Source organism: Streptomyces sp. NPDC001231, from assembly GCF_042896885.1.
GTDB lineage: Bacteria > Actinomycetota > Actinomycetes > Streptomycetales > Streptomycetaceae > Streptomyces.
Map to the genome: position 1 here is coordinate 1 of NZ_JBIAXS010000038.1, position 23,074 is coordinate 23,074.

21 protein-coding genes and 1 riboswitch are annotated in these 23,074 nt (G+C 70.4%); of the genes, 13 read left to right on the plus strand and 8 right to left on the minus strand.

The genetic code is table 11. The annotated features are described in order from the left end of the window. Nucleotides 1-958: cation:proton antiporter (locus ACFY3J_RS33400; RefSeq protein WP_390842408.1), on the minus strand; the 958-nt coding region annotated here is incomplete at its 3' end. Between the two features lie 77 nt (nt 959-1,035). Here ACFY3J_RS33400 and ACFY3J_RS33405 point away from each other — a divergent pair. The 3 genes from ACFY3J_RS33405 to ACFY3J_RS33415 all read left to right on the plus strand — a co-directional run bounded on the left by ACFY3J_RS33405 (nt 1,036) and on the right by ACFY3J_RS33415 (nt 3,153). Next, on the plus strand, nt 1,036-1,296 hold the full coding sequence (locus ACFY3J_RS33405; protein WP_384171504.1) for a UBP-type zinc finger domain-containing protein: 261 nt from the start codon (nt 1,036-1,038) through the stop codon (nt 1,294-1,296). Between the two features lie 250 nt (nt 1,297-1,546). After that, entirely contained in the window at nt 1,547-1,963 is a 417-nt protein-coding gene (locus tag ACFY3J_RS33410) for an anti-sigma regulatory factor (protein ID WP_137301875.1), read from the plus strand. Further along, the gene (locus ACFY3J_RS33415) at nt 1,960-3,153 is read left to right on the plus strand and encodes an RNA polymerase sigma factor SigF (RefSeq protein ID WP_384171507.1); all 1,194 of its coding nucleotides are present in this window, start codon (nt 1,960-1,962) and stop codon (nt 3,151-3,153) included. The genes ACFY3J_RS33410 and ACFY3J_RS33415 overlap by 4 nt, the downstream gene beginning before the upstream one ends. Before the next feature lie 50 nt (nt 3,154-3,203). Here ACFY3J_RS33415 and ACFY3J_RS33420 read toward each other — a convergent pair whose 3' ends face one another. Beyond that, nucleotides 3,204-3,680 (minus strand): hypothetical protein, encoded by a 477-nt coding sequence (locus ACFY3J_RS33420; RefSeq protein ID WP_384171510.1) that lies wholly within the window; start codon nt 3,678-3,680, stop codon nt 3,204-3,206. Nucleotides 3,681-3,796: 116 nt separating this feature from the next. On the opposite strand from ACFY3J_RS33420, the gene ACFY3J_RS33425 reads away from it, so the two are divergent. Both ACFY3J_RS33425 and ACFY3J_RS33430 read left to right on the plus strand, forming a co-directional pair. Beyond that, on the plus strand, nt 3,797-4,765 hold the full coding sequence (locus ACFY3J_RS33425) for a diacylglycerol/lipid kinase family protein (protein WP_384171513.1): 969 nt from the start codon (nt 3,797-3,799) through the stop codon (nt 4,763-4,765). Nucleotides 4,766-5,081: 316 nt separating this feature from the next. Further along, a complete protein-coding gene (locus tag ACFY3J_RS33430; protein WP_016639615.1) occupies nt 5,082-5,339 on the plus strand; it encodes a WhiB family transcriptional regulator in 258 nt (85 codons plus the stop codon). Nucleotides 5,340-5,499: 160 nt separating this feature from the next. Here ACFY3J_RS33430 and ACFY3J_RS33435 read toward each other — a convergent pair whose 3' ends face one another. Next, the gene (locus ACFY3J_RS33435) at nt 5,500-6,966 is read right to left on the minus strand and encodes a sensor histidine kinase (protein WP_384172590.1); all 1,467 of its coding nucleotides are present in this window, start codon (nt 6,964-6,966) and stop codon (nt 5,500-5,502) included. 698 nt (nt 6,967-7,664) lie between these two features. On the opposite strand from ACFY3J_RS33435, the gene nagB reads away from it, so the two are divergent. Continuing rightward, a complete protein-coding gene (gene nagB, locus ACFY3J_RS33440) occupies nt 7,665-8,450 on the plus strand; it encodes a glucosamine-6-phosphate deaminase (RefSeq protein WP_384171516.1) in 786 nt (261 codons plus the stop codon). 1,118 nt (nt 8,451-9,568) lie between these two features. Here the strand turns inward: nagB and ACFY3J_RS33445 are convergent. The 4 genes from ACFY3J_RS33445 to ACFY3J_RS33460 all read right to left on the minus strand — a co-directional run bounded on the left by ACFY3J_RS33445 (nt 9,569) and on the right by ACFY3J_RS33460 (nt 14,275). Beyond that, nucleotides 9,569-11,059, minus strand: coding sequence for a glycoside hydrolase family 3 protein (locus ACFY3J_RS33445; protein WP_390842409.1), 1,491 nt, complete (start codon nt 11,057-11,059; stop codon nt 9,569-9,571). Between the two features lie 9 nt (nt 11,060-11,068). Beyond that, complete coding sequence (locus tag ACFY3J_RS33450) at nt 11,069-11,899, minus strand: carbohydrate ABC transporter permease (RefSeq protein WP_384171522.1); 831 nt, start codon at nt 11,897-11,899, stop codon at nt 11,069-11,071. Then, entirely contained in the window at nt 11,896-12,882 is a 987-nt protein-coding gene (locus ACFY3J_RS33455) for a carbohydrate ABC transporter permease (protein ID WP_384171526.1), read from the minus strand. The genes ACFY3J_RS33450 and ACFY3J_RS33455 overlap by 4 nt, the downstream gene beginning before the upstream one ends. 109 nt (nt 12,883-12,991) lie before the next feature. Then, entirely contained in the window at nt 12,992-14,275 is a 1,284-nt protein-coding gene (locus ACFY3J_RS33460; protein WP_384171529.1) for an extracellular solute-binding protein, read from the minus strand. A 462-nt stretch (nt 14,276-14,737) separates the two neighbouring features. Between ACFY3J_RS33460 and ACFY3J_RS33465 the strand changes: the two genes are divergently transcribed. The 6 genes from ACFY3J_RS33465 to ACFY3J_RS33490 all read left to right on the plus strand — a co-directional run bounded on the left by ACFY3J_RS33465 (nt 14,738) and on the right by ACFY3J_RS33490 (nt 21,836). Next, nucleotides 14,738-15,502 carry a GntR family transcriptional regulator gene (locus ACFY3J_RS33465; protein ID WP_141358515.1) on the plus strand — a complete coding sequence of 255 codons (765 nt, stop codon included), beginning with the start codon at nt 14,738-14,740 and terminating at the stop codon, nt 15,500-15,502. A 143-nt stretch (nt 15,503-15,645) separates the two neighbouring features. Then, nucleotides 15,646-15,936 carry a DUF3311 domain-containing protein gene (locus tag ACFY3J_RS33470; RefSeq protein WP_384171533.1) on the plus strand — a complete coding sequence of 97 codons (291 nt, stop codon included), beginning with the start codon at nt 15,646-15,648 and terminating at the stop codon, nt 15,934-15,936. Beyond that, nucleotides 15,933-17,543 (plus strand): monocarboxylate uptake permease MctP, encoded by a 1,611-nt coding sequence (mctP, locus tag ACFY3J_RS33475; RefSeq protein ID WP_384171536.1) that lies wholly within the window; start codon nt 15,933-15,935, stop codon nt 17,541-17,543. Before ACFY3J_RS33470 ends, mctP begins: the two co-directional genes overlap by 4 nt. 78 nt (nt 17,544-17,621) lie before the next feature. Continuing rightward, nucleotides 17,622-18,128 (plus strand): GNAT family N-acetyltransferase, encoded by a 507-nt coding sequence (locus tag ACFY3J_RS33480; RefSeq protein WP_384171539.1) that lies wholly within the window; start codon nt 17,622-17,624, stop codon nt 18,126-18,128. 45 nt (nt 18,129-18,173) lie between these two features. After that, nucleotides 18,174-18,328, plus strand: a riboswitch (cobalamin riboswitch). A 122-nt stretch (nt 18,329-18,450) separates the two neighbouring features. Beyond that, nucleotides 18,451-20,817, plus strand: coding sequence for a ribonucleoside-diphosphate reductase subunit alpha (locus ACFY3J_RS33485; RefSeq protein ID WP_384171542.1), 2,367 nt, complete (start codon nt 18,451-18,453; stop codon nt 20,815-20,817). Beyond that, the gene (locus ACFY3J_RS33490; protein ID WP_384171545.1) at nt 20,817-21,836 is read left to right on the plus strand and encodes a ribonucleotide-diphosphate reductase subunit beta; all 1,020 of its coding nucleotides are present in this window, start codon (nt 20,817-20,819) and stop codon (nt 21,834-21,836) included. Before ACFY3J_RS33485 ends, ACFY3J_RS33490 begins: the two co-directional genes overlap by 1 nt. On the opposite strand, the gene ACFY3J_RS33495 is transcribed toward ACFY3J_RS33490, so the two are convergent. Next, nucleotides 21,749-22,003 carry a hypothetical protein gene (locus ACFY3J_RS33495; RefSeq protein ID WP_384171547.1) on the minus strand — a complete coding sequence of 85 codons (255 nt, stop codon included), beginning with the start codon at nt 22,001-22,003 and terminating at the stop codon, nt 21,749-21,751. The two genes, ACFY3J_RS33490 and ACFY3J_RS33495, sit on opposite strands and share 88 nt — an antisense overlap. Before the next feature lie 93 nt (nt 22,004-22,096). Between ACFY3J_RS33495 and ACFY3J_RS33500 the strand changes: the two genes are divergently transcribed. Next, on the plus strand, nt 22,097-23,062 hold the full coding sequence (locus ACFY3J_RS33500) for a helix-turn-helix domain-containing protein (protein ID WP_384171550.1): 966 nt from the start codon (nt 22,097-22,099) through the stop codon (nt 23,060-23,062). Nucleotides 23,063-23,074 lie beyond the last annotated feature (12 nt).

The window sequence follows — 23,074 nt, forward strand, 5'->3', positions numbered from 1 at the left end:
CACCAGCCCCGCACCCCGCCACCCCGTCGGCAAACACCCCCACAAACAAGACACCCCCCGACCTTGAAGGCCGAGGGGGAACCTTTAAATTCAAGTTGAGGACGACCGGCAGCTGAAGTCCGATGAGGGCGAACACCGACGACTCCAGGACGAACGCCACCATCCGCCACACCGCGTCCTCCTGGAGCCGGGTGGCGAAGTCGACCTCCCACGCGCGGTGGCCGAGATAGAGGGCGACGGTGACGACGGCCAGGACGCCGGAGGCGTGCACCTGCTCGGCGACGCCGTAGGCGACGAACGGGATCAGCAGGGAGAGCGTGTTCTGCAGCAGCGCCTCCTTCAGGTGGGTGCGCAGCCAGTGCAGCGGCGCCATCAGCACCAGCCCGATCCCGACGCCGCCGATCGCCGCGATCAGGAACTCGCTCACGCCGCCGGCCCAGGTCGCGCCCTCGCCGACCGCGGCGGCCAGCGCCACCCGGTAGGCGGTGATCGCGGTGGCGTCGTTGAGCAGGGACTCGCCCTGGAGGATCGTGGTGATCCGCGAGGGCAGCCCGACCCGGCGGGCCACCGCCGTCGCCGCGACCGCGTCCGGCGGCGCCACCACCGCGCCCAGCACCAGCGCCGCGGTCAGCGGCAGTCCCGGCACGAGCAGGTACACGGCCCAGCCGACCACGAAGGTCGCGAACAGCACGTACCCGACGGAGAGCAGCGCCACGGGCCGCAGTTGCGCGCGCAGGTCGAGGTAGGAGCTGTCGATGGCGGAGGTGTACAGCAGCGGCGGCAGCAGCAGGGGCAGGACCACGCCGGGGTCGAGGGCGTAGGCGGGGACTCCGGGGAGGTAGGAGACCGCCAGTCCGGCCGCGACCAGCAGCAGGGGCGCCGGCACGGGGGTGCGCCGGGCGGCCCCGGCCACCGCGGCACTGCCCGCCACCAGGAACAGCAGCGGCACTACGTCCATGGTCCTCGCCCACCCATCGTTCGTCGCCCGTCCGCTTTCCGCGCGGTCACCCGCACGCCCGTCGTAATCTGGCAATCATGAAACAGTGCACGCACGCCGGCACGCTGCCGCATCCGGAGCCCGGCCCCGTGAGCGAGACGTGTCCGGAGTGCCTGGCGCAGGGCACGCATCCGGTGCAGTTGCGGCTGTGCCTGTCCTGTGGCCACGTCGGATGCTGCGACTCATCGCCGGGACAGCATGCGACCAAGCACCACAAGGACACCGGACACCCGGTGATGCGGACCTTCGAGCCCGGCGAGGACTGGCGTTGGTGCTTCGTGGACCACGTGCTCGTGTGACCGGAATCGGGGACGGTTCGACCGTCTGACGTCTGGGTACGTCAACCCGGCGCCCGCCGTTCCCATTTGGGCCCGCGGAACCCCTAGCCACGGAGCGTATCCGTAGCTTTACTATGAGTGACAGCAATGGGGTTGGGGCCCCGGGACAGGAAGGCCGGGCGCGCGGTAGCGTCACCGCAGAACCATGTATCGCGTTGTCCCGGGGGATGCCCCCGGCCCTGAGAGAGCTTGTACCACCTTGGAGGTGAGGGTGTCCCAGATCGCAGGCGAGCCCGCGGCGAACCAGGACTTCGTGGAGGTCCGGCTGCCGGCTGCGGGTGCCTACCTGTCGGTGCTGCGGACGGCCACGGCCGGTCTCGCGGCCCGTTTGGACTTCACCCTCGACGAGATCGAGGACCTGCGCATCGCGGTGGACGAGGCCTGCGCGATCCTGCTCCAGCAGGCCGTGCCCGGCTCGGTGCTCAGTTGTGTCTTCCGGCTGGTCGACGACTCGCTCGAGGTCACCGTCTCGGCCCCGACGACGGACGGTCACGCGCCTTCGCGGGACACGTTCGCCTGGACCGTCCTGTCCGCCCTCGCGGGCAAGGTCTCCTCCGCCGTGGACGAGGACAGGACCGTGTCGATCAGCCTCTACAAACAGCGCGGCGCGGGACCCGGGCCGGCGTGAGGAACGGGGACGGGCCGGTGCGGGACGAAGAGCGCGGCACACGGGAGATGCCGGCCGAGGACGGGACTCCCGCGCGCGCGGACGGGGCCGGAGCCCCGGGCGGGGCAGCCCGGGGCGGTCCGGCCGCGGCCCGGCGCGCGGCGGACGGTATCGACGGCATCCCCGAGCAGGCCAGGCCGCACCCGGAGGACGAGCCGCTGGCCGCGGGCCACGGCGGTCCTCCCCCTCACGGGGACTCCCCCTGTTCGAGCGAAGGCGAGAACGGTGAGACCGGCGGGACCGGCGAGACCGGCGGGACCGGCGGGACCGGCGAGAACTCGGGGAAGGAGGCGAGGGCTCGGGGAAGGGCAACGGGCGGGACGATGAGCGAGCACGAGCGATACCCCGAGGACGGGTCGCGGGCCGCACCGATCGTGCGCAACGCGCGACACGACCCTCAGGACCGCAGTGGCGCGCGTGCCATGTTCGTCGAACTGCGCTCCCTGAAGGAGGGCAGCCCGCAGTACGCCGAGCTGCGCAACCAGCTGGTCCGCATGCACCTGCCGCTCGTGGAGCACCTCGCGCGCCGCTTCCGCAACCGCGGCGAGCCTCTGGACGACCTCACGCAGGTCGCCACCATCGGTCTGATCAAGTCCGTCGACCGCTTCGACCCGGACCGCGGCGTGGAGTTCTCCACGTACGCGACTCCGACGGTCGTCGGCGAGATCAAGCGGCACTTCCGGGACAAGGGCTGGGCGGTGCGCGTGCCGCGCCGGCTCCAGGAGCTGCGCCTGGCGCTGACCACCGCCACGGCCGAACTGTCCCAGCTGCACGGCCGCTCCCCGACGGTGCACGAACTGGCCGAGAAGCTCGCCATCTCCGAGGAGGAGGTCCTGGAGGGCCTGGAGTCGGCCAACGCCTACTCCACGCTGTCGCTGGACGTCCCCGACACGGACGACGAGTCCCCCGCGGTCGCGGACACCCTCGGCGCCGAGGACGAGGCGCTGGAGGGCGTGGAGTACCGGGAGTCGCTGAAGCCGCTGCTGGAGGATCTCCCGCCGCGCGAGAAGCGGATCCTGCTGCTGCGCTTCTTCGGCAACATGACCCAGTCGCAGATCGCGCAGGAGGTCGGCATCTCGCAGATGCACGTCTCCCGGCTGCTGGCCCGCACACTGGCCCAGCTGCGGGAGAAGCTGCTGGTGGAGGAGTAGCGGAAGGGCCGCGAGGACCGGGACGGCCGGGGCGGAGGCCGGCCGCAGGGCTATCGCTGCCCGGTCTCCCCGGCCCGGCCCGGGCCCTTGATGCCGAGGGCCCTGGTCGTCTCCGGGTTCACGAGCAGCACCAGCGACGTCACGGCCACCACGGCGAGCGCGATGCCGGCCGGGATGGCCACGCCGTCGGTCCGCAGCAGGGTGTAGGCGACGGGCAGCGCCATGATCTGCGTGATGACCGCGGGTCCCCGGCTCCAGCTGCGGCGCAGCAGCAGTCCACGGGTGGCGAGCAGCGGCAGCAGCGCGAGCACGATCACCGTGATGCCGCCGGTGACTCCGGTCTGCCGGTCGCCCTCGTGGCCGGTGATGCCCGCGACGAGCATCCAGATCCCGCCGGCCGCCAGCACGAGCCCTTCCAGCGCGGCAAGCGCCGCCGCGTACGTCAGCCGCCGCGGGCGCGGACCCGCTGTGTCCGGGGCGTCCGTGCCGTCCGTGGTCCTGGGGGTGGGGTTGCGGTCACTGCTCACCCCAGCAGCGTAACCTTCGCGGTACGGATCACCGTGTGCAGGCTCACGTCCCCATCTCTTACCCGATCCCTACCTCGGGGTGGGGCGGGTACTGTCCGGTAGGTACGCTGCACCTCATGCGTGCACTACTCGTGGTCAACCCGGCGGCAACCACCACAAGCGCACGTACGCGCGACGTCCTGATCCACGCGCTCGCCAGCGAGATGAAGCTGGACGCGGTCACCACCGAGTACCGCGGCCACGCCCGCGACCTGGGCCGGCAGGCCGCGGACAGCGACGACATCGACATGGTGGTGGCCCTCGGCGGCGACGGCACGGTCAACGAGGTCGTCAACGGCCTGCTGCACCGCGGCCCGGATCCCGAGCGCCTGCCGCGCCTGGCGGTGGTGCCCGGCGGTTCCACCAACGTCTTCGCCCGCGCCCTGGGCCTGCCCAACGACGCCGTGGAGGCCACCGGCGCGATCCTGGACGCCCTGCGCCGGGGCGGCGAGCGCACGGTCGGCCTGGGGCTGGCCTCGGGCACGCCCGGCACCGACGACGCGGCGGTGCCGGAGCGCTGGTTCACCTTCAATGCCGGGCTCGGCTTCGACGCCGGCGTGGTCGGCCGGGTGGAACAACAGCGCGAGCGCGGCAAGAAGTCCACGCACGCCCTGTACGTACGGCAGGTGGTCCGCCAGTTCCTCGGGGAGCCGAGCCGCCGGCACGGGACGATCACCCTGGAGCGGCCCGGGGAGGACCCGCTCACCGAACTGGTCGTGGCGATAGTCTCGAACACCTCGCCGTGGACGTATCTCGGCAATCGCCCGATGTACACGTCGCCTAAGGCCTCGTTCGATACCGGGCTCGACGTGCTCGGTCTCAGCCGTCTGTCCACCGCCGCGGTTGCCCGGTATGGCACCCAGTTGCTCACTTCGTCCCCCGAGCGCGGCCCCTACGGCAGGCATGCGGCCTCCCTGCACGATCTGAGCCACTTCACCTTGCATTCGAAGGTGCCGCTCCCCCTCCAGATGGACGGTGACCACCTGGGGCTGCGTAGAAGCGTGACGTTCACAGGCGTACGCCGTGCACTGCGTGTGATTGTGTGAGTAGAAGGGCCCAAAGTCCTTTCACTCGAACGTTTAGGCCAGGATCCACCCCATGGAAGTACGGCTGTGACCTAGTCGACACCGAGGAATCAAAAAAAACTTTCCGGAAGGGGTTGTATCCGCCGCTGAGGTTTGCGAGTCTCTACGTGGCGATCGGGGCGGCCCACCACACGGGCCCCAGAGATCACCGGAACCCCTCTCCAAATCACAGGACCACGCCAGGGAACCTGGCAGTCGGCCCTTCCCTTGTTGAGGGATTCGTGAAAGCGTTCACATTCACAAGCAACCGCACGTAACACCAAGAGAGGTAGCAGCCATGGACTGGCGTCACAACGCCGTTTGCCGCGAGGAAGACCCCGAGCTGTTCTTCCCCATCGGCAACACCGGTCCTGCGCTGCTGCAGATCGAGGAAGCCAAGGCCGTCTGCCGTCGCTGCCCGGTTATGGAGCAGTGCCTGCAGTGGGCGCTCGAGTCCGGTCAGGACTCCGGCGTCTGGGGTGGTCTCAGCGAGGACGAGCGCCGCGCGATGAAGCGCCGCGCCGCCCGCAACCGGGCTCGTCAGGCCTCCGCCTGACCACAGCCACCCCGCTGACAGCCTGAGCTTGGCGGCGCGTACAGCGAGTACGCATCTCCCGCCCCCGAGCCGCAGCGCGCAGTACCCCCGATGCGCACACAAGCCGCAACGAGCGACTGGCCTCGGACCGATTTCGGTCCGAGGCTCTTTGCTGTGCGGGCTACTTGTGCGCTTGCACGGGAATGTCGAGGATTACCCGGGTGCCGCGCTCCGGGGCCGGCACCATGTCGAAGGTGCCGCCCAACTCCCCCTCGACCAGGGTCCGTACGATCTGGAGGCCGAGGTTGCCCGAGCTGTGCGGGTCGAAGTCGTCGGGCAGACCCACGCCGTCGTCCTGGACGGTGACGAGGAGTCGGGCCTCGCGCGAGGTGCCGCCGCGGACCGCGGAGACCTCCACCGTCCCCGTCTCGCCCTCGCCGAAGCCGTGTTCCAGGGCGTTCTGCAGAACCTCGGTCAGCACCATCGACAGCGGGGTGGCGACCTCGGCGTCCAGGATCCCGAAGCGGCCGCTGCGCCGCCCGGTCACCTTGCCCGGCGAGATCTCGGCGACCATCGCCAGCACCCGGTCGGCGATCTCGTCGAACTCCACGCGCTCGTCCAGGTTCTGGGACAGCGTCTCATGCACGATGGCGATCGACCCGACCCGGCGAACCGCCTCCTCCAGGGCCTCCCGGCCGCGCTCCGACTCGATGCGCCGGGCCTGGAGCCTGAGCAGGGCCGCCACCGTCTGGAGGTTGTTCTTGACCCGGTGGTGGATCTCCCGGATCGTCGCGTCCTTGGTGATCAACTCCCGCTCACGTCGGCGCAGTTCGGTCACATCCCGGAGCAGTACCAGCGAACCTATGCGCGTGCCCTTGGGTTTGAGCGGGATCGCCCGGAACTGGATCACCCCGTCGTGGGCCTCGATCTCGAACTCCCGGGGCGCCCAGCCACTCGCCAGCTTCACCAGCGCCTCGTCCACCGGCGCCCGGGAGGGGGCGAGTTCGGCGGTGGTCTCGCCCAGGTGATGGCCGACGAGGTCGGCGGCGAGGCCGAGGCGGTGGTAGGCGGAGAGCGCGTTGGGCGAGGCGTACTGGACGATGCCGTCCGCGTCCAGCCGGATCAGGCCGTCGCCGACGCGCGGCGAGGCGTCCATGTCGACCTGCTGGTCCGGGAACGGGAACGAACCGGCCGCGATCATCTGCGCCAGGTCCGAGGCGCTCTGCAGATACGTCAGCTCCAGCCGGCTCGGGGTGCGCACGGTCAGCAGGTTGGTGTTGCGCGCGATGACGCCGAGGACGCGCCCCTCCCGCCGCACCGGGATGGACTCGACGCGGACCGGGACCTCCTCGCGCCACTCGGGGTCACCCTCCCGCACGATCCGGCCCTCGTCGAGGGCGACGTCCAGCATCGGGCGGCGGCCGCGCGGGACGAGGTGGCCGACCATGTCGTTCTGGTAGGAGGTGGGCCCGGTGTTGGGCCGCATCTGGGCGACCGAGACGTACCGGGTGCCGTCCAGGGTGGGGACCCACAGGACCAGGTCGGCGAAGGAGAGGTCGGAGAGCAGCTGCCACTCCGAGACCAGCATGTGCAGCCACTCGAGATCGGAGTCGTCGAGCGCGGTGTGCTGGCGTACGAGTTCGTTCATGGAGGGCACGTCTGCGAGCGTACCCGGGCATTTGTACGGTCCTGAAATAAGCGGAGGCGCGGGGCCCCGGGGACACCCGCGGGCCGCGGCGCCTGAGAGGGACCCTCAACCCTCCCGGCACCGCAGCCCGGAGCAGTATCGGCCTCGGGCGTGCGGTCCCGGTCGGCCGAAGGATGAGGAACCGGGGCAGTCAGGGCAGAGAGCTCCGGGTCCTCGGTCCGCCTTCCTGTGCGGGGAAGACGGAGGCTCGTGCGTTCACCTGTCGTGCGCGGACGGTGCCGCGCGCGTGCGCTCTTCGAGACGTCTCACAGCATTCTGGACTAGACCACTTGCCCTGTCCATGTGCGGGACGGCGGTTGTTGTGTTTTCTTCACCGAACGACCGGTCGGGCGGAGCCGGGCCGGCCTGCCGACCGGATCTCCCGGCGCGCTCACCGCAGCCTAGCCCGCCCGGCTCGGCGGCGGGGCCGGATGGCGAGGCGGATTTCCGTGAGCGCCTCGACTTCCCCCGGCTCACGCCGTCGCGGCCGGTCGCGATCCGCCCCGGGCGAGCGTCCCCACCGCTTCGGGCACGTGGGCGGGGGAGCACCGCACGGACGGGCTCGACTCTGTTAGATTGGGCTTGGATTGGTCTAAACCACACGACCCCCGTTACCGGGTCCGTCCCCTTCAGATCCTCCTCAGATCGGCAGGCCCAGCGTGGAAGTTGTCATCGTTCCGGATGCCAGAGCGGGCGGCGAACTCATCGCCGAGGCGATGGCGCGGCTGCTCCGGCGCAAGCCCGACGCCCTGCTCGGCGTGGCCACGGGCTCGACTCCCCTGCCCGTGTACGAGGCGCTGGCGGCCAAGGCGCGCTCAGGCGCCGCGGACATCTCACGGGTGCGGATCGCCCAGCTCGACGAGTACGTGGGGCTGCCCGCCGACCACCCCGAGTCCTACCGCTCGGTGCTGCGCCGGGAGGTGCTGGGGCCCCTCGGCATCGGGATGGACGCCTTCCTCGGGCCCGACGGCACCGCCGAGGACGTCCGGTCTGCCTGCGCGGCCTACGACCGGGCCCTGGCCGAGGCCGGCGGTGTCGACCTGCAACTGCTCGGGATCGGGACCGACGGGCACATCGGGTTCAACGAGCCGTGCTCGTCGCTCGCCTCGCGCACCCGGATCAAGACCCTGACCGAGCAGACCCGCGCCGACAACGCCCGCTTCTTCGACGGCGACGTCGACCAGGTCCCCCACCACGTCATCACGCAGGGCATCGGGACGATCCTGGAGGCGCGGCACCTGGTGCTGCTGGCGACGGGCGAGGGCAAGGCGGACGCGATCGCGGCGACCGTCGAGGGCCCGCTGGCGGCCGTCTGCCCGGCCTCGGCACTCCAGCTCCACCCGCACGCGACGGTCGTCGTCGATGAGGCCGCGGCGTCCAAGCTGAAGCTCGCCGACTACTTCCGCCACGCGTACACCAACAAGCCGGACTGGCAGGGCATCTAGTGCTGTGACCGGAAAGGTTCACCGGCTCGCGACGCCCGGCACGGCACCTCGCCGCGTTGTCGCATCACCCGAGTACATCCAGTACGCGGGTCATGCTCCGCGTTGCGATGTACCGCACCGGACGCCGCGAGCTTCCCGGCAAACCTTTCCGGTCACAGCACTAGCCACTCGCGCGGCTCGATCCACGGCGACGCCGGCCACCCCGCACGGGGCGGCCGGCGTCGCCGCGTCGACAGCCGTGGGACTCCACACGGAACCCGGCCACGCACGCGCGTCGCCGCCGCGGCGCCGGTGGCGGCGGGCCGGCGACGCCGGCAGGCAGCCCCGAGGCGCGGCTGCGCCGGACAACCGTCCCGTCGGGTGGCGACGAGTGGATGCCTGTCCGCGGGGCCTACGCCGCCCCGCCCCCGACTCGGCCAGGACGCCCCCTCCCGGCTCCCGGCCCCGCGAAACGCCCCGTAGAACTGGTCCCACGCTGCAACCACTCAGGTCCGCCGGGAGGACGCCTCCCTGCTCCCAGCCCTGTGGGACGCCTCCCCGGCCTGCTCCCAGGCACCGCCCGGGACGAACACCCGCCGACTCCTGACTCTGCGGGAGTCGCCTCCCGGACCTGGTCCCAGGCGGCGACCGCCCCGGCTTGCCGGGACCAACACCACCCCGCTCCTGGCCCTGCGGCAGGCCTCACGAACCTGCTCTCCCAAGCGGCGACCACCCGGGGCGGCCGACACGAACGCATCCCCGCTCCTGGCCCACGGGAAGCCACGCGAGCCTGGCGCCAGGCGGCGACCACTCGGGGCCGCCGGGACCACCACCCCGCCCCCGCCCCCGCCCCCGCCCCCGCGGAAAGCATCACGAACCCGGTCCCAGGCACCCACCGCCCGGGACCGCCCGGAGGAACCCCTGCCGGCTCCGGGACCTACGGGACGCCGCACGGACCTGGTCCCAGGCGGCGACCACCCGGGTCCGCCCCAGGAACGTCTCCCCGCTCATGGCCCCATGGGACACCTGCCGGGCCCGCTCCCGAGCGGCGACCGCCCGGGGCCGCCGGGGCGGACACCTCCCGCGGGGCCCGGCCCTCCGGGAGGTGTCCGGGCCTGGGCCTCGGCGGTCGTCGGCGTCTACTTGCCCGTGATGATCTCCGCCGCTGCCCGGCCGCAGACGCGGGCCGCGCCGTGGGTGGCGAGGTGGAGGGCGCCTCGCGGGGGCGCCTGGGGGACGCCCATCTCGACGATCACCGTGTCCGGCCGGGCCGCGAGCAGGGTGTCCAGGGCGGCCGCCATCCAGGCGTGGCGGTGCTCGTCGCGGACGACGGCCACCACACGCCGGGTGCCGGCCTCCTGAAGGGCCGCGCGGCCCGCGTCCTCGCCGGCGAAGCTGCCCGTCCGGGTGCCCGGCAGGAGGCGGCAGAGCTCGGCGGCCACGCCCCACGGGGTCTCCTCGCCGACGGCGATGTTGGCGACGGGGGTGAGGGCGGCGACGTAGGGCGGATCCGTGAGCGGCGTGAAGCCCTCCGCGGCGGTGACGCGCAGCGCGCGCCGGGCCGCTCGCAGCCCGACCACCAGATCGGCGTCGCCGCGTGTCCCGGCCGGGCCCGCGGCCGCGGCGGTCCAGCGGGCGAGGGCACGGACCCGGTCGGCGGCGTCCGCCAGCCGTTCCTCGGGCAGTTCGCCGGAGCGGACCGCGGCGACCAGGGCGTCGCGCAGACCGGTCACAGTCTCGTCGTCGGCCAGTCCGCCGCCCACGCAGATCGCGTCGGCTCCGGCGGCGATGGCCAGGACGCTGCCGCGCCGGATGCCGTAGTTGTCCGCGATGGCCCGCATCTCCATGCCGTCGGTGACGATCAGGCCCTCGTAGCCCAGTTCGCCGCGCAGCAGGTCGGTCAGCACCCGGCGGGACAACGTTGCCGGAAGCTCCGGATCCAGGGCCGGCACCAGGATGTGGGCGCTCATCACGGCCTTGCTGCCGGCGGCGATCGCCGCGCGGAACGGGGCCAGTTCGCGCTCCTGGAGCACCTCGGCGCCCACGTCGATGCGGGGCATCGCGTGGTGGGAGTCCACGGCGGTGTCGCCGTGCCCGGGGAAGTGCTTGGTGCAGGCGGCGACCCCCGCGGACTGGAGGCCGGTGACGTAGGCGGCGGTGTGCCGGGCGACCAGGTCGGTGGAGGCCCCGAAGGACCGTACGCCGATGACCGGGTTGCCGGGGTTGGAGTTGACGTCCGCGGAGGGTGCCCAGTTGAAGTTCACTCCGCACTCGGCCAGCCTCCTGCCGAGTTCACGGGCGACGGCCTGGGTCAGTTCCACGTCGTCCACCGCGCCCAGCGCGTGGTTGCCGGGGAAGCTGGAGCCGGTGCGCACCTCCAGACGGGTGACGTCGCCGCCCTCCTCGTCGATGGCGACCAGAACGTCCTCGCGTTCGGCGCGCAACTGGGCGGTGAGGGCGGCCAGCTGTTCGGGCGAGGCGATGTTCCGGCCGAACAGGCCGACCGAGGACAGGCCCTCACCGAGGCGCCGGAGCAGCCAGTCGGGGGCCGTGGTCCCGGTGAAGCCGGGCTGGAGGACCGTCAGCGCGTCGCGGGTGAGTGTGTCGGTGCCGCTGGCGATTGTCGTCATCGGGTGGCGTTATCCCTTCACGGCGCCCGCGGTGAGGCCGCCGACGGCCTTGCGCTGGAGGAAGAGGAAAAGGATCAGGATCGGGACGGCGAAGAGGGAGGAGGCCGCCATGGTCGCGCCCCAGTCGTCGCCGAACTGGGTCTGGAAGCTCGACAGCCACAGCGGCAGCGTCTTGGCCTCGGCGTTCTTGTTCAATACCAGGACGAGCGGGAACTCGTTCCAGGCGGTGATGAAGCCGAACATCGAGGTCGACATCAGGCCCGGGGCGAGCAGCGGCAGGATGACCCGGCGGAAGGCCGTCATACGGGAGCAGCCGTCCACCATGGCCGCCTCCTCCAGTTCCTTCGGCACGGCGGCGACGAAGCCGCGCAGCGTCAGGATGGTGAAGGGCAGGATCATCATCGTGTAGAAGAGCGTCAGCGGTACGAGGCTGTTCAGCATCGACGCGTCCCGCACGATCATGTAGATGGCGATGACCATGACTTCCCAGGGCGCCATCTGGGCCAGCATGAAGCCGATGACGAAGCCGCGCCGCCCCTTGAACCGCATCCGTGCCAGGGCGAAGGAGCCGGCCAGCGCGACGATCAGCGAGAAGACGACCGCGAGGACGGTGACGGTCAGCGAGTTGGCCACGTACGTCCAGAAGAGGTCGACCTCCGTCGCCGTTCTGAAGTGCTCGAAGGTGACGTCGACCGGGAACCAGACCGGGTCCTCGGAGATGATGTCGCCGGTCGGCTTGAAGGCCGTGGAGAACATCCAGTACACGGGGAAGACGAAGCCGATGAACAGGACGACGGCCGTGGCGTTGGGCCACAGGCGGCCGAAGAGCGAGCGCTTCACAGCTCGTCCTCCTCTTGCTTGAGCACGATCCTGAGGTAGTGGGCGGTCAGGCCGAGCATGATCAGGATGGTCAGGACGGCGATCGCCGCACCCATGCCGTAGTGCTGGTTGCCCACGCCCTCGACGTAGGCGTAGACGGGCAGGGTCTCGGTGAGCCGGTCCGGGCCGCCGCCGTTGATGGTGAAGACCTGCACGAACGCCTTGAAGACCCAGATGATCTCCAGGAAGGTCGTGGCGTAGAGGAAGGGCCGCAGGAACGGCAGGGTGACCGTGGTGAAGCTCCGCCAGACGCCGGCGCCGTCCAGGGACACGGCCTCGTACAGCTCGCCGGGGATGGTGGTGGTCGCCGCGTACAGGTTGATCGCGACGAACGGAATGGACATCCACACGATCAGCACGGTGACGACGAAGAACGTCGACATCTGGCTGCTGGTCCAGCTGTAGTCGGCCATCGAGTGCCAGCCGAGCTTGTCCAGCACCCAGTTGACGACGCCGAAGCGCTGGGCGAACAGCCACTGGTACACGGTGGTCGCGGCCACCACGGGCATCGCCCAGGCCAGCACGAGGCCGATCAGCAGGGTGACCCGCATGCGCTTGCCGAGACGGGCGAGCAGCAGGCCGACCAGCGTTCCCAGGACCATGATCAGGACGACGTTGACCGCGGTGAACAGGATCGAGCGGAGGGTGACCCGCCAGAAGTCCTCGCCGGTGAGGACCTCCTTGTAGTTGTCGATGCCGTTCCACTCGGTGACGTGCTGGATCAGCTGCGTCATATTGAGGTTCTGGAACGACAGCAGGAAGTCCTTCAGCAGCGGCCAGCCGAGCAGCAGCACGGTGGCCGCGCAGGCGGGCAGCAGCAACAGATAGGGGGCGAACCCGCCGCTGCGCGAGGCGGCTCGCGGTGTCGGACCGCCGGATGCCCGGCCGGCCGCCCTGCGGGCGTCCACCGGGCCGGAGGGCGGCCGTTCGGTCTGCACGGTCATGCTCGCGATCTCTCTTCTCGGCCGAGGGGCCCTAGGTACGTCGACCCGCGTACAGGTGCCGGGGCGGGGCCGCCCGTCGTACGGCTGCCCCGCCCCGGCCCACCCGGTGCTACTGCTTCTGCGCCAGGCGCTTGTTGAACTCGCCCTCGACCTGCTTGGCGGCCTCGGCCGTGGACTTTCCGTTCAGCACGGCGGTCATGTAGGCCTTGACCGGGTTCGGGTCGTTCTCCACCGCGGCCCACTCCGGGATCAGCGGCGTGGTGCCACCGCCCGCGGCGGCCGGGGCGGCGGCCTCGGCGACGGCGTTGCCCTGGAGGTTGCTCTGCAGCGACTCCTTGTTCGGGATGACGCCGTTCTCCTTGGCCAGCTGGCCCTCGTACTGGTCGGACAGGGCGATCTTCAGGAACTCCCTGGCCAGCTCCTGCTTCTTGCTGCCCGCGGCGACTGCGAGGTTGGAACCGCCGAGGAAGACACCCTCGGGCTTGTCGGCCGTGGCGCCCGGGATCGTGAAGTAACCGATCTCCTTCTCGATCTGCGGGTTGGCCTTGATCGCGATGCCGGCCTCCCAGCCCATGCCGATGAAGGCGCCGACCTTGCCCTTGGCGAAGACCTCGCCCTGCTGCGGGTGGGCCTCGTCCTTGTCCTTGGGCGCCTTGGACAGGGCCTGGAACTTCTTGTAGGTCTCCATGGCGGCGGCGACCTTCGGGTCGGCCAGGTTGGAGACGTACTTGTCGCCGTCCTTCTTCACCAGTTCGCCGCCCTCTCCGATCACCAGGCCGACGAAGTGGTACCAGTTCTGGCCGGGCAGGTAGATCGGCTCGGCGCCGGTCTTGTCACCGACCTTCTTGAGGTCGGCGTAGAACTCGTCGCGGGTCTTGGGGGTGTCCTTGATGCCGGCGTCGGCCCAGAGCTTCTTGTTGTAGAGGACGACGCGGTTGGCGAAGTACCACGGTGCCGCGTACTGCTTGCCGTCGAAGACGGACGAGTTGTTGAGAGACTCGGTCCAGTCGCCGCCGATCGAGGACTTCAGGTCCGCGAGGTCGGCGAGGCCGCCGGTCTTGGCGTAGGCCGGGGTCTGGGTGTTGCCGATCTCGAAGACGTCCGGCGGGTTCTCCTCGGACAGGGCGGTGGTCAGCTTCTGCTGAATGCCGTCCCACTGCTGGATCTCGAACTTGACCTTCGCCTTGGTCTTGGCCTCGAAGGCCGCGGCGACGTCCTTCTGCCACTGGTCCGGGGAGGAGCCGTCCATCACCCACACGGTGAGCGTCTGACCGGCGTAGCCGTCCTTGCCGCTCTTGGCCTTGTCCCCGTCGTCGCCCTTGCCGCCCCCACACGCCGCGATGGAGACCATCATGCCCGCGATACCGATCGCGGCTACCAGCTTGCGCTTCACGCCACCCTCCTCAGGGATGCCACAAACCCCCCTGCCTCCCCGCGGTTGAGCGACATCCGAGCGTCGGCGTAACCGCCCGTGGGGCCGGGACCTGGACCAATGGTGTAGACCAGTACGGGGAGCTTGGCCCAGACCAATAGGGCTGTCAAGAGTGCGCCGACCCGCTCAGGTGGTCCGTTATGGGACCGCGATATGCAGGGACCTTTCATTGTTCGTCCGGCAAAATGGACGCTCGCGTTCCACTGGACCAGTGGCGACCGTACGTCACCCGCCGGTCGCGCCGGCCAGGTGGACCACCGACCCTGGCCGGGGTGATGGACTAGACCAGCGGGAGTCACGACGGTATACAGAGGAGATCACGGAGCGTACGGGTGACCACCCGGCACGCGAAGCCGTGCCACGATGTGAGCCGGGGCCGACGGGACGTCGGCCGCTTCGGCACTGGAGCCGGGAAGGCGGAGCATGAGCACCGACGTCAGCAGTGCGGAGAACGAGGGTGGGGCGACCGTCCGTACCGCGCGCGTGCCCAAGTACTACCGCCTGAAGAAGCACCTGCTCGACATCACCCAGACGCTGCCGCCCGGCACTCCGGTCCCGCCGGAGCGGACCCTGGCGGCCGAGTTCGACACCTCGCGCACCACGGTGCGGCAGGCACTCCAGGAACTCGTCGTCGAGGGACGGCTGGAGCGCATCCAGGGCAAGGGCACCTTCGTCGCCAAGCCGAAGGTCTCCCAGGCGCTGCAACTGACCTCCTACACCGAGGACATGCGCGCCCAGGGCCTGGAGCCGACCTCGCAGCTGCTGGACATCGGCTACGTGACCGCCGACGACCGCCTGGCCGAGCTGCTCGACATCACCGCCGGGGGGCGCGTGCTGCGCATCGAGCGGCTGCGCATGGCCAACGGCGAGCCGATGGCCATCGAGACCACCCATCTTTCGGCCAAGCGCTTCCCGGCGCTGCGGCGCAGCCTGGTGAAGTACACCTCCCTCTACACCGCCCTCGCCGAGGTCTACGACGTCCATCTCGCCGAGGCCGAGGAGACCATCGAGACCTCGCTGGCCACTCCGCGCGAGGCAGGCCTGCTCGGCACCGACGTGGGCCTGCCGATGCTGCTGCTGTCCCGGCACTCCCTGGACCGCGAGGGCCGGCCGGTGGAGTGGGTGCGGTCGGTGTACCGCGGGGACCGCTACAAGTTCGTGGCCCGCCTCAAGCGCCCGCAGGAGTAAGGGTCTTGTGATGGCGTAAGAATCTCGTGGCGGTCCGCGGCGTGATGCGCACGAGGGATTCCGCACGTGTGACACCGTGACCTAGATTGCCTGCGCACCGCACGGACGCTCGCCGGTGATCAGCTAGGGGACGGAGTCGCCACATGTCGAATGCCCCGGAAGCCACCAGAGCGGTGGTGACACCCTTACGGGTCGTCATCGCCCTCTGCCTCGTCGCCCCCTTCGTGGCGCTGTTATGGGTGGGGTCGTACGCGAAGACGGATCCGGCGTTCATCGGGATCCCGTTCTTCTACTGGTACCAGATGCTGTGGGTGGTCGTCTCCGCGGCCCTGACGATGACCGCGTACCGGCTGTGGCTGCGTGACCGGCGCACCGCCCGAGCCGCCCGGACGGCCCGTACCGCCACGGCCGAGGACGGGGGTGCGGTGAAGTGAAGGACGGCGTCAACGGCGTCGCGCTCGGCGTCTGTGTCTTCTTCTTCCTGCTCGTCACCGTCATGGGCTTCCTGGCCGCGCGCTGGCGCCGTGCCGAGAACGAGCACAGCCTCGACGAATGGGGCCTGGGCGGCCGGTCGTTCGGCACCTGGGTGACCTGGTTCCTGCTCGGCGGCGACCTGTACACCGCCTACACCTTCGTGGCCGTGCCGGCCGCCGTCTACGCCACGGGCGCGGCCGGCTTCTTCGCGGTGCCGTACACGATCCTGGTCTACCCGCTGATCTTCACGTTCCTGCCGCGGCTGTGGTCGGTGTCCCACCGGCACGGATACGTGACCACCTCGGACTTCGTCCGCGGCCGGTTCGGCTCCAAGAGCCTGTCGCTGGCGGTGGCGCTCACCGGCATCCTCGCGACCATGCCGTACATCGCGCTCCAGCTGGTCGGCATCCAGGCCGTGCTGGACGTGATGGGCGTCGGGGGCGGCGACAGCACCCACTGGTTCGTGAAGGACCTGCCGCTGCTGATCGCCTTCGGTGTGCTGGCGGCGTACACCTACTCGTCGGGGCTGCGCGCGCCCGCGCTGATCGCGTTCGTGAAGGACACCCTGATCTACATCGTGATCGCGGTGGCCATCATCTACATCCCGATCAAGCTGGGCGGCTTCGGCGAGGTGTTCGCCAAGGCGGACCAGAAGTTCAGCGAGTCGGGGACGGGCGGTCTGGTGCCGGCGGCGGCCGGCCAGTGGACGTACGCCACACTGGCCCTGGGCTCCGCGCTCGCGCTGTTCATGTACCCGCACTCGATCACCGCGACGCTGTCCTCGCGCAGCCGCGAGGTGATCCGCCGCAACACCACGATCCTGCCGCTGTACTCGCTGATGCTGGGCCTGCTCGCCCTGCTGGGCTTCATGGCGATCGCGGCGGGCGTGCAGGTGAAGAACGGCCAGCTGGCCATTCCGCAGCTGTTCGAGAACATGTTCCCGGACTGGTTCGCGGGGGTGGCGTTCGCGGCGATCGCCATCGGCGCGCTGGTACCGGCGGCCATCATGTCGATCGCCGCCGCGAACCTGTTCACCCGCAACATCTACAAGGACTTCCTCCGCCCGCACGCGACGCCGAAGGAGGAGACCCGGGTATCCAAGATCGTGTCGCTGCTGGTGAAGGTGGGCGCGCTGGTCTTCGTCCTGACCATGGACAAGACGGTCGCCATCAACTTCCAGCTGCTCGGCGGCATCTGGATCCTGCAGACCTTCCCGGCCCTGGTCGGCGGCCTGTTCACCCGCTGGTTCCACCGCTGGGCGCTGCTGGCGGGCTGGGCGGTCGGCATGGTCTACGGCACGGTCGCCGCCTACGGGGTCGCCTCGCCGACGCAGAAGCACTTCGGCGGCTCGGCGAAGGAGATCCCGGGCATCGGCGAGATCGGCTACATCGGTCTGACGGCGTTCGTGCTCAACGCGGCCGTCGCGGTGGTCCTGACCTTCGTGCTGAGGGCGGTCAAGGCGCCTGAGGGCGTGGACGAGACCCGGCCGGATGACTACACGGCGGACGCCGGCGACCCGGACGTCGAGGTGGAACTCCCGCCGGCCACGGCGGCGGCCCCGCGCTGACAACCGGGAGGGGCACCCCACGGGCCGCCGGAGAAATCCGGCGGCCCGCCGCCGTGCCCGTGCGGCACACTCTGGCGCATGGACATCGTGATCCGGCCGGTGGAACCCGGCGAGTACGGCACCCTCGGTGAGATCACCGCCCAGGCCTACCTCCGGGACGGGCTCCTCGACTTCGGTGAGAGCGACGAGTATCTCGGCGAGCTGCGGGACGTGGCCAAGCGGGCGGCCGCGGCCGAGGTACTGGTGGCGGTGGCGGACGGGAAGGTGCTCGGCGGCGTGACCTTCGTCCCCGGCACGGGCCCCATGGCCGACCTAGCCGGTCCCGGGGAGACCGAGATACGGATGCTCGCGGTCGCGCACACGGCGCGAGGCCGAGGCGTCGGCGAGGCCCTCGTACGGGCCTGTCTGGACCGGGCACGGGCCGTGGAGGGCTGTGTCCGCGTGGTGCTGTCCACCCAGAGCGCCATGCACACCGCCCACCGCATCTACGAGCGCCTGGGCTTCGTCCGCACGCCGGGCCGGGACTGGAACCCCCTCCCGCACCTGGACGACATCATGCTGCTCACCTACGAGTTGACATTCTGACACGTTCCTGAAGCGACACGGCACAACATATGGGGGTGCCCGACTCACTCAGCACAAGATGTATGCTCGTGCTCACTGTCGCCGCAGGGGAATCCGGTGCGAATCCGGAACTGTCCCGCAACGGTGTACTCGTGCGCGTATGCCCCCATGGGCCGCCACGAGCGTCAGTCCGAGGACCTGCCGACAGTGCGCCCGGCCGTCCGGTCCGGGTGCCCTGACGTCCGGGCTTCGTGGAATGGGCCGGTGGACGCGGCGCCGCGTGCGCTCGTGTGCTGCCCCCTGCCCTCGGCGAGGCCCCGTGCCGAGCGAGGGAGAGCTCCACGTGACCATCGCGCCAGCAGACCCGGTTTCAGCCACAGCTCCGGAAACCGACGGTCCAGGTGCCGTACTGCTGCGGACCCTGACCGAGCTGACCGCCGACCTCCCCGACGCCGACCCCGGCCGGGTCGCCGCCGCCGCGCTGCGCGGCCGGTCGGCGCGGGCCGACGAGGCCGAGTTGCGCGAGCTGGCCACGGAGGCGGCCGCCGGGCTCATCTCCGAGGACCCCGCCTACTCCCGGCTCGCGGCCAGGCTGCTGACCCTCGCCATCCGCGCCGAGGCCGCCTCCCAGGGCGTCGTGTCCTTCACCGACTCCGTCGCCGTCAGCCACCGCGAGGGCCTTCTCGCCGACCGGACCGCCGAGTTCGCGCGCCGGTACGCCGACCGCCTCGACGCGCTGATCGACCCGGCCGCCGACGACCGCTTCGGCTACTTCGGCCTGCGCACCCTGCACAGCCGGTACCTGCTGCGGCACCCGATCACCCGCAAGGTGATCGAGACGCCGCAGCACTTCATGCTGCGGGTCGCGGCGGGTCTCGCGCAGGACGACACCGCGCGGTCGGTCGACGAGGTCGAGGCGCTCTACGGGCTGATGAGCCGCCTCGACTACCTGCCCTCCTCCCCCACGCTCTTCAACTCCGGTACGCGCCACCCCCAGATGTCGTCCTGCTACCTGCTCGACTCCCCCAGGGACGAGCTGGACTCGATCTACGAGCGCTACCTCCAGGTCGCCAGGCTGTCCAAGCACGCCGGCGGCATCGGCATCGCCTACTCCCGCATCCGCTCCCGCGGTTCGCTGATCCGCGGCACCAACGGGCACTCCAACGGCATCGTGCCGTTCCTGAAGACCCTGGACGCCTCGGTGGCCGCCGTGAACCAGGGCGGCCGGCGCAAGGGTGCCGCCGCGGTCTACCTGGAGACCTGGCACTCGGACATCGAGGAGTTCCTGGAGCTGCGCGACAACACCGGTGAGGACGCCCGCCGGACGCACAACCTCAACCTCGCGCACTGGGTTCCGGACGAGTTCATGCGCCGTGTGAACGCCGACGGGCAGTGGTCGCTGTTCTCCCCCGCGGACGTGCCGGAGCTGACCGACCTGTGGGGCGAGGAGTTCGACGCCGCGTACCGCGCCGCGGAGGCGCGTGGCCTGGCCAGGAAGACCATGCCGGCCCGCGACCTGTACGGCCGCATGATGCGCACCCTCGCGCAGACCGGCAACGGCTGGATGACCTTCAAGGACGCCGCCAACCGCACCGCCAACCAGACCGCGCAGCCGGGCCACGTCGTCCACTCCTCCAACCTCTGCACGGAGATCCTGGAGGTCACCGACGACGGCGAGACGGCGGTGTGCAACCTGGGTTCGGTCAACCTCGGCGCGTTCGTGGCCGGCGGTGACATCGACTGGGAGCGGCTGGACGAGACCGTCCGCACCGCCGTCACCTTCCTCGACCGCGTGGTGGACATCAACTTCTACCCGACCGAGCAGGCGGGCCGCTCCAACGCCCGCTGGCGGCCGGTGGGCCTGGGCGCCATGGGTCTTCAGGACGTCTTCTTCAAGCTGCGGCTGCCCTTCGACTCCCTGGAGGCGAAGGCCCTGTCCACCCGTATCGCCGAGCGGATCATGCTCGCCGCGTACGAGGCGTCCGCCGACCTCGCCGAGCGTGACGGCCCGCTGCCCGCCTGGGAGAAGACCCGTACGGCCCAGGGGGTGCTGCACCCCGACCACTACGACGTCGAGGTGACCTGGCCGGAGCGCTGGGCGGCCCTGCGCGAGCGGATCGCCGCCGTCGGCATGCGCAACTCGCTGCTGCTCGCCATCGCCCCGACCGCCACCATCGCCTCGATCGCGGGCGTGTACGAGTGCATCGAGCCGCAGGTCTCCAACCTCTTCAAGCGTGAGACGCTCTCCGGGGAGTTCTTGCAGGTCAACTCGTACCTGGTGAACGATCTGAAGGCGCTCGGCGTCTGGGACGCCCGCACCCGCGAGGCGCTGCGCGAGGCGAACGGCTCGGTGCAGGACTTCGCCTGGATCCCCGAGGACGTGCGGACGCTGTACCGCACGGCGTGGGAGATCCCGCAGCGCGGCCTGATCGACATGGCCGCGGCCCGCACCGCGTTCCTGGACCAGTCCCAGTCCCTGAACCTGTTCATGGAGACGCCGACCATCGGCAAGCTCTCCTCGATGTACGCCTACGCCTGGAAGCAGGGCCTGAAGACGACGTACTACCTGCGTTCCCGCCCGGCGACCCGCATCGCCCGCGCCGCCCGGGCCCAGGCTCCCGCCACCGTCCCCGTCCAGCAGACGGCACCGGACGCCGACGCGATCGCCTGCTCCCTTGAGAACCCCGAGTCCTGCGAGGCCTGCCAGTGATGACCAGCACCAACCGACGCCAGAACCTGCTCGACCCGGGCTTCGAGCTGACCCTGCGCCCGATGCGCTACCCCGACTTCTACGAGCGCTACCGGGACGCCATCAAGAACACCTGGACCGTGGAGGAGGTCGACCTCCACTCGGACGTCGCCGACCTCGCCAAGCTGAGCCCGGGCGAGCAGCACCTCATCGGCCGGCTGGTCGCGTTCTTCGCGACGGGCGACTCGATCGTCGCCAACAACCTGGTGCTCACGCTCTACAAGCACATCAACTCCCCCGAAGCGCGCCTGTACTTGAGCAGGCAGCTGTTCGAGGAGGCCGTGCACGTCCAGTTCTATCTGACGCTGCTGGACACCTACCTCCCCGACCCGGAGGACCGCGCCGCCGCCTTCGACGCGGTGGAGAACATCCCCTCCATCCGGGAGAAGGCCGAGTTCTGCTTCAAGTGGATGGACTCGGTGGAGAAGCTGGACCGGCTGGAGACGAAGGCGGACCGCCGGCGCTTCCTGCTCAACCTCGTCTGCTTCGCCGCGTGCATCGAGGGCCTGTTCTTCTACGGTGCCTTCGCCTACGTCTACTGGTTCCGCAGCCGCGGTCTGCTGCACGGTCTGGCCACCGGCACCAACTGGGTGTTCCGCGACGAGACGATGCACATGTCCTTCGCCTTCGACGTGGTCGACACCGTGCGCAAGGAGGAGCCGGACCTCTTCGACGACGAGCTCCAGCGGCAGGTCACCGACATGCTGCGGGAGGCCGTCGAGGCCGAACTGCAGTTCGCGCGCGACCTGTGCGGTGACGGCCTCCCGGGGATGAACACCGCCTCGATGCGGCAGTACCTGGAGTGCGTCGCCGATCAGCGCCTGACGCGCCTCGGCTTCGCTCCGGTGTACGGCTCCGAGAACCCCTTCTCCTTCATGGAGCTCCAGGGCGTTCAGGAGCTGACCAACTTCTTCGAGCGGCGCCCGTCGGCGTACCAGGTGGCGGTTGAGGGCACCGTCGACCTGGACGAGGACTTCTGAGCCTCGTCGCGGCTCTCGCGGGCCTCCCGGTCCTCGTGGGCCTGACGGATCCGGCGGTCGGCACGTCGGTCGTGGACGATGCCGATCACCGACGGCAGGACCATGAGGACCAGGAGTCCCAGGACGGCGAGCGTCGAGATCAGGCCTTGCAGCTGTGTCGTAGTCATGGACACCACTGTGGCGCCGGACGCTCCTTACCGTGAGTGGCAGGACTGCCGTACATCTTCAAAATCCTGCCATCGCGGGGGCACACTGGAGCCATGCTGAAGAACGTGGCCACCGTGCTGCTGGACGGAGTGCACCCCTTCGAGCTCGGCGTGGTCTGCGAGGTGTTCGGACTCGACCGCAGTGACGAGGGGCTGCCCGTGTACGACTTCGCGGTCGTCTCCGTGGAGGGCCCGGCGCTGAGCACCCACGTCCCGGGCCTCACGATCTCGACACCGCACGGCCTGGACCGGCTGGAGGAGGCCGATCTGATCACGGTGCCGGCCGCCGACGCCGCCACCTCGCGCGACTACCCGCCCGAGCTGCTGGACGCGCTGCGCCGGGCGGTGGACCGGGGCGCGCGGGTGCTCAGCGTCTGCTCGGGCGTCTTCGTGCTGGGTGCCGCCGGTCTGCTGGACGGGCGGCGCTGCGCGGCGCACTGGAGGCACGCGGACGAACTGGCCCGGCGCTTCCCCCGGGCGATGGTCGAGCCGGACGTGCTGTACGTGGACGCGGACCCGGTGATCACCTCGGCCGGCACCGCCTCCGGTATCGACGCCTGTCTGCACATCGTGCGCAAGGAACAGGGCCCGGAGGTCGCCAACAAGATCGCCCGGCGGATGGTGGTGCCCCCGCACCGCGACGGCGGGCAGGCCCAGTACATCGAGCGGCCGCTGCCGAAGTCCTCCTGCGACACGGTCGGCGAGGTGCTGGTCTGGATGGAGGAGCACCTGGACCAGGAGGTCACCGTCGAACAGCTCGCCGCCCGCGCCCATATGTCGCCGCGGACCTTCGCCCGCCGCTTCCAGCAGGAGACGGGAACCACTCCGTACCGCTGGCTGCTGCGCCAACGCGTGCTGCTGGCACAGCGGTTGCTGGAGGCGACGGACGAGACCATGGACACGATCGCGGACCGTACGGGGTTCGGGACCGCGGCGGCGCTGCGGCACCAGTTCGTCCGCGCGCTGGGCACCACCCCGAACTCCTACCGGCGCGCGTTCCGGGGCCCGCAGGCCGCCTGAACGCGCGCCGTG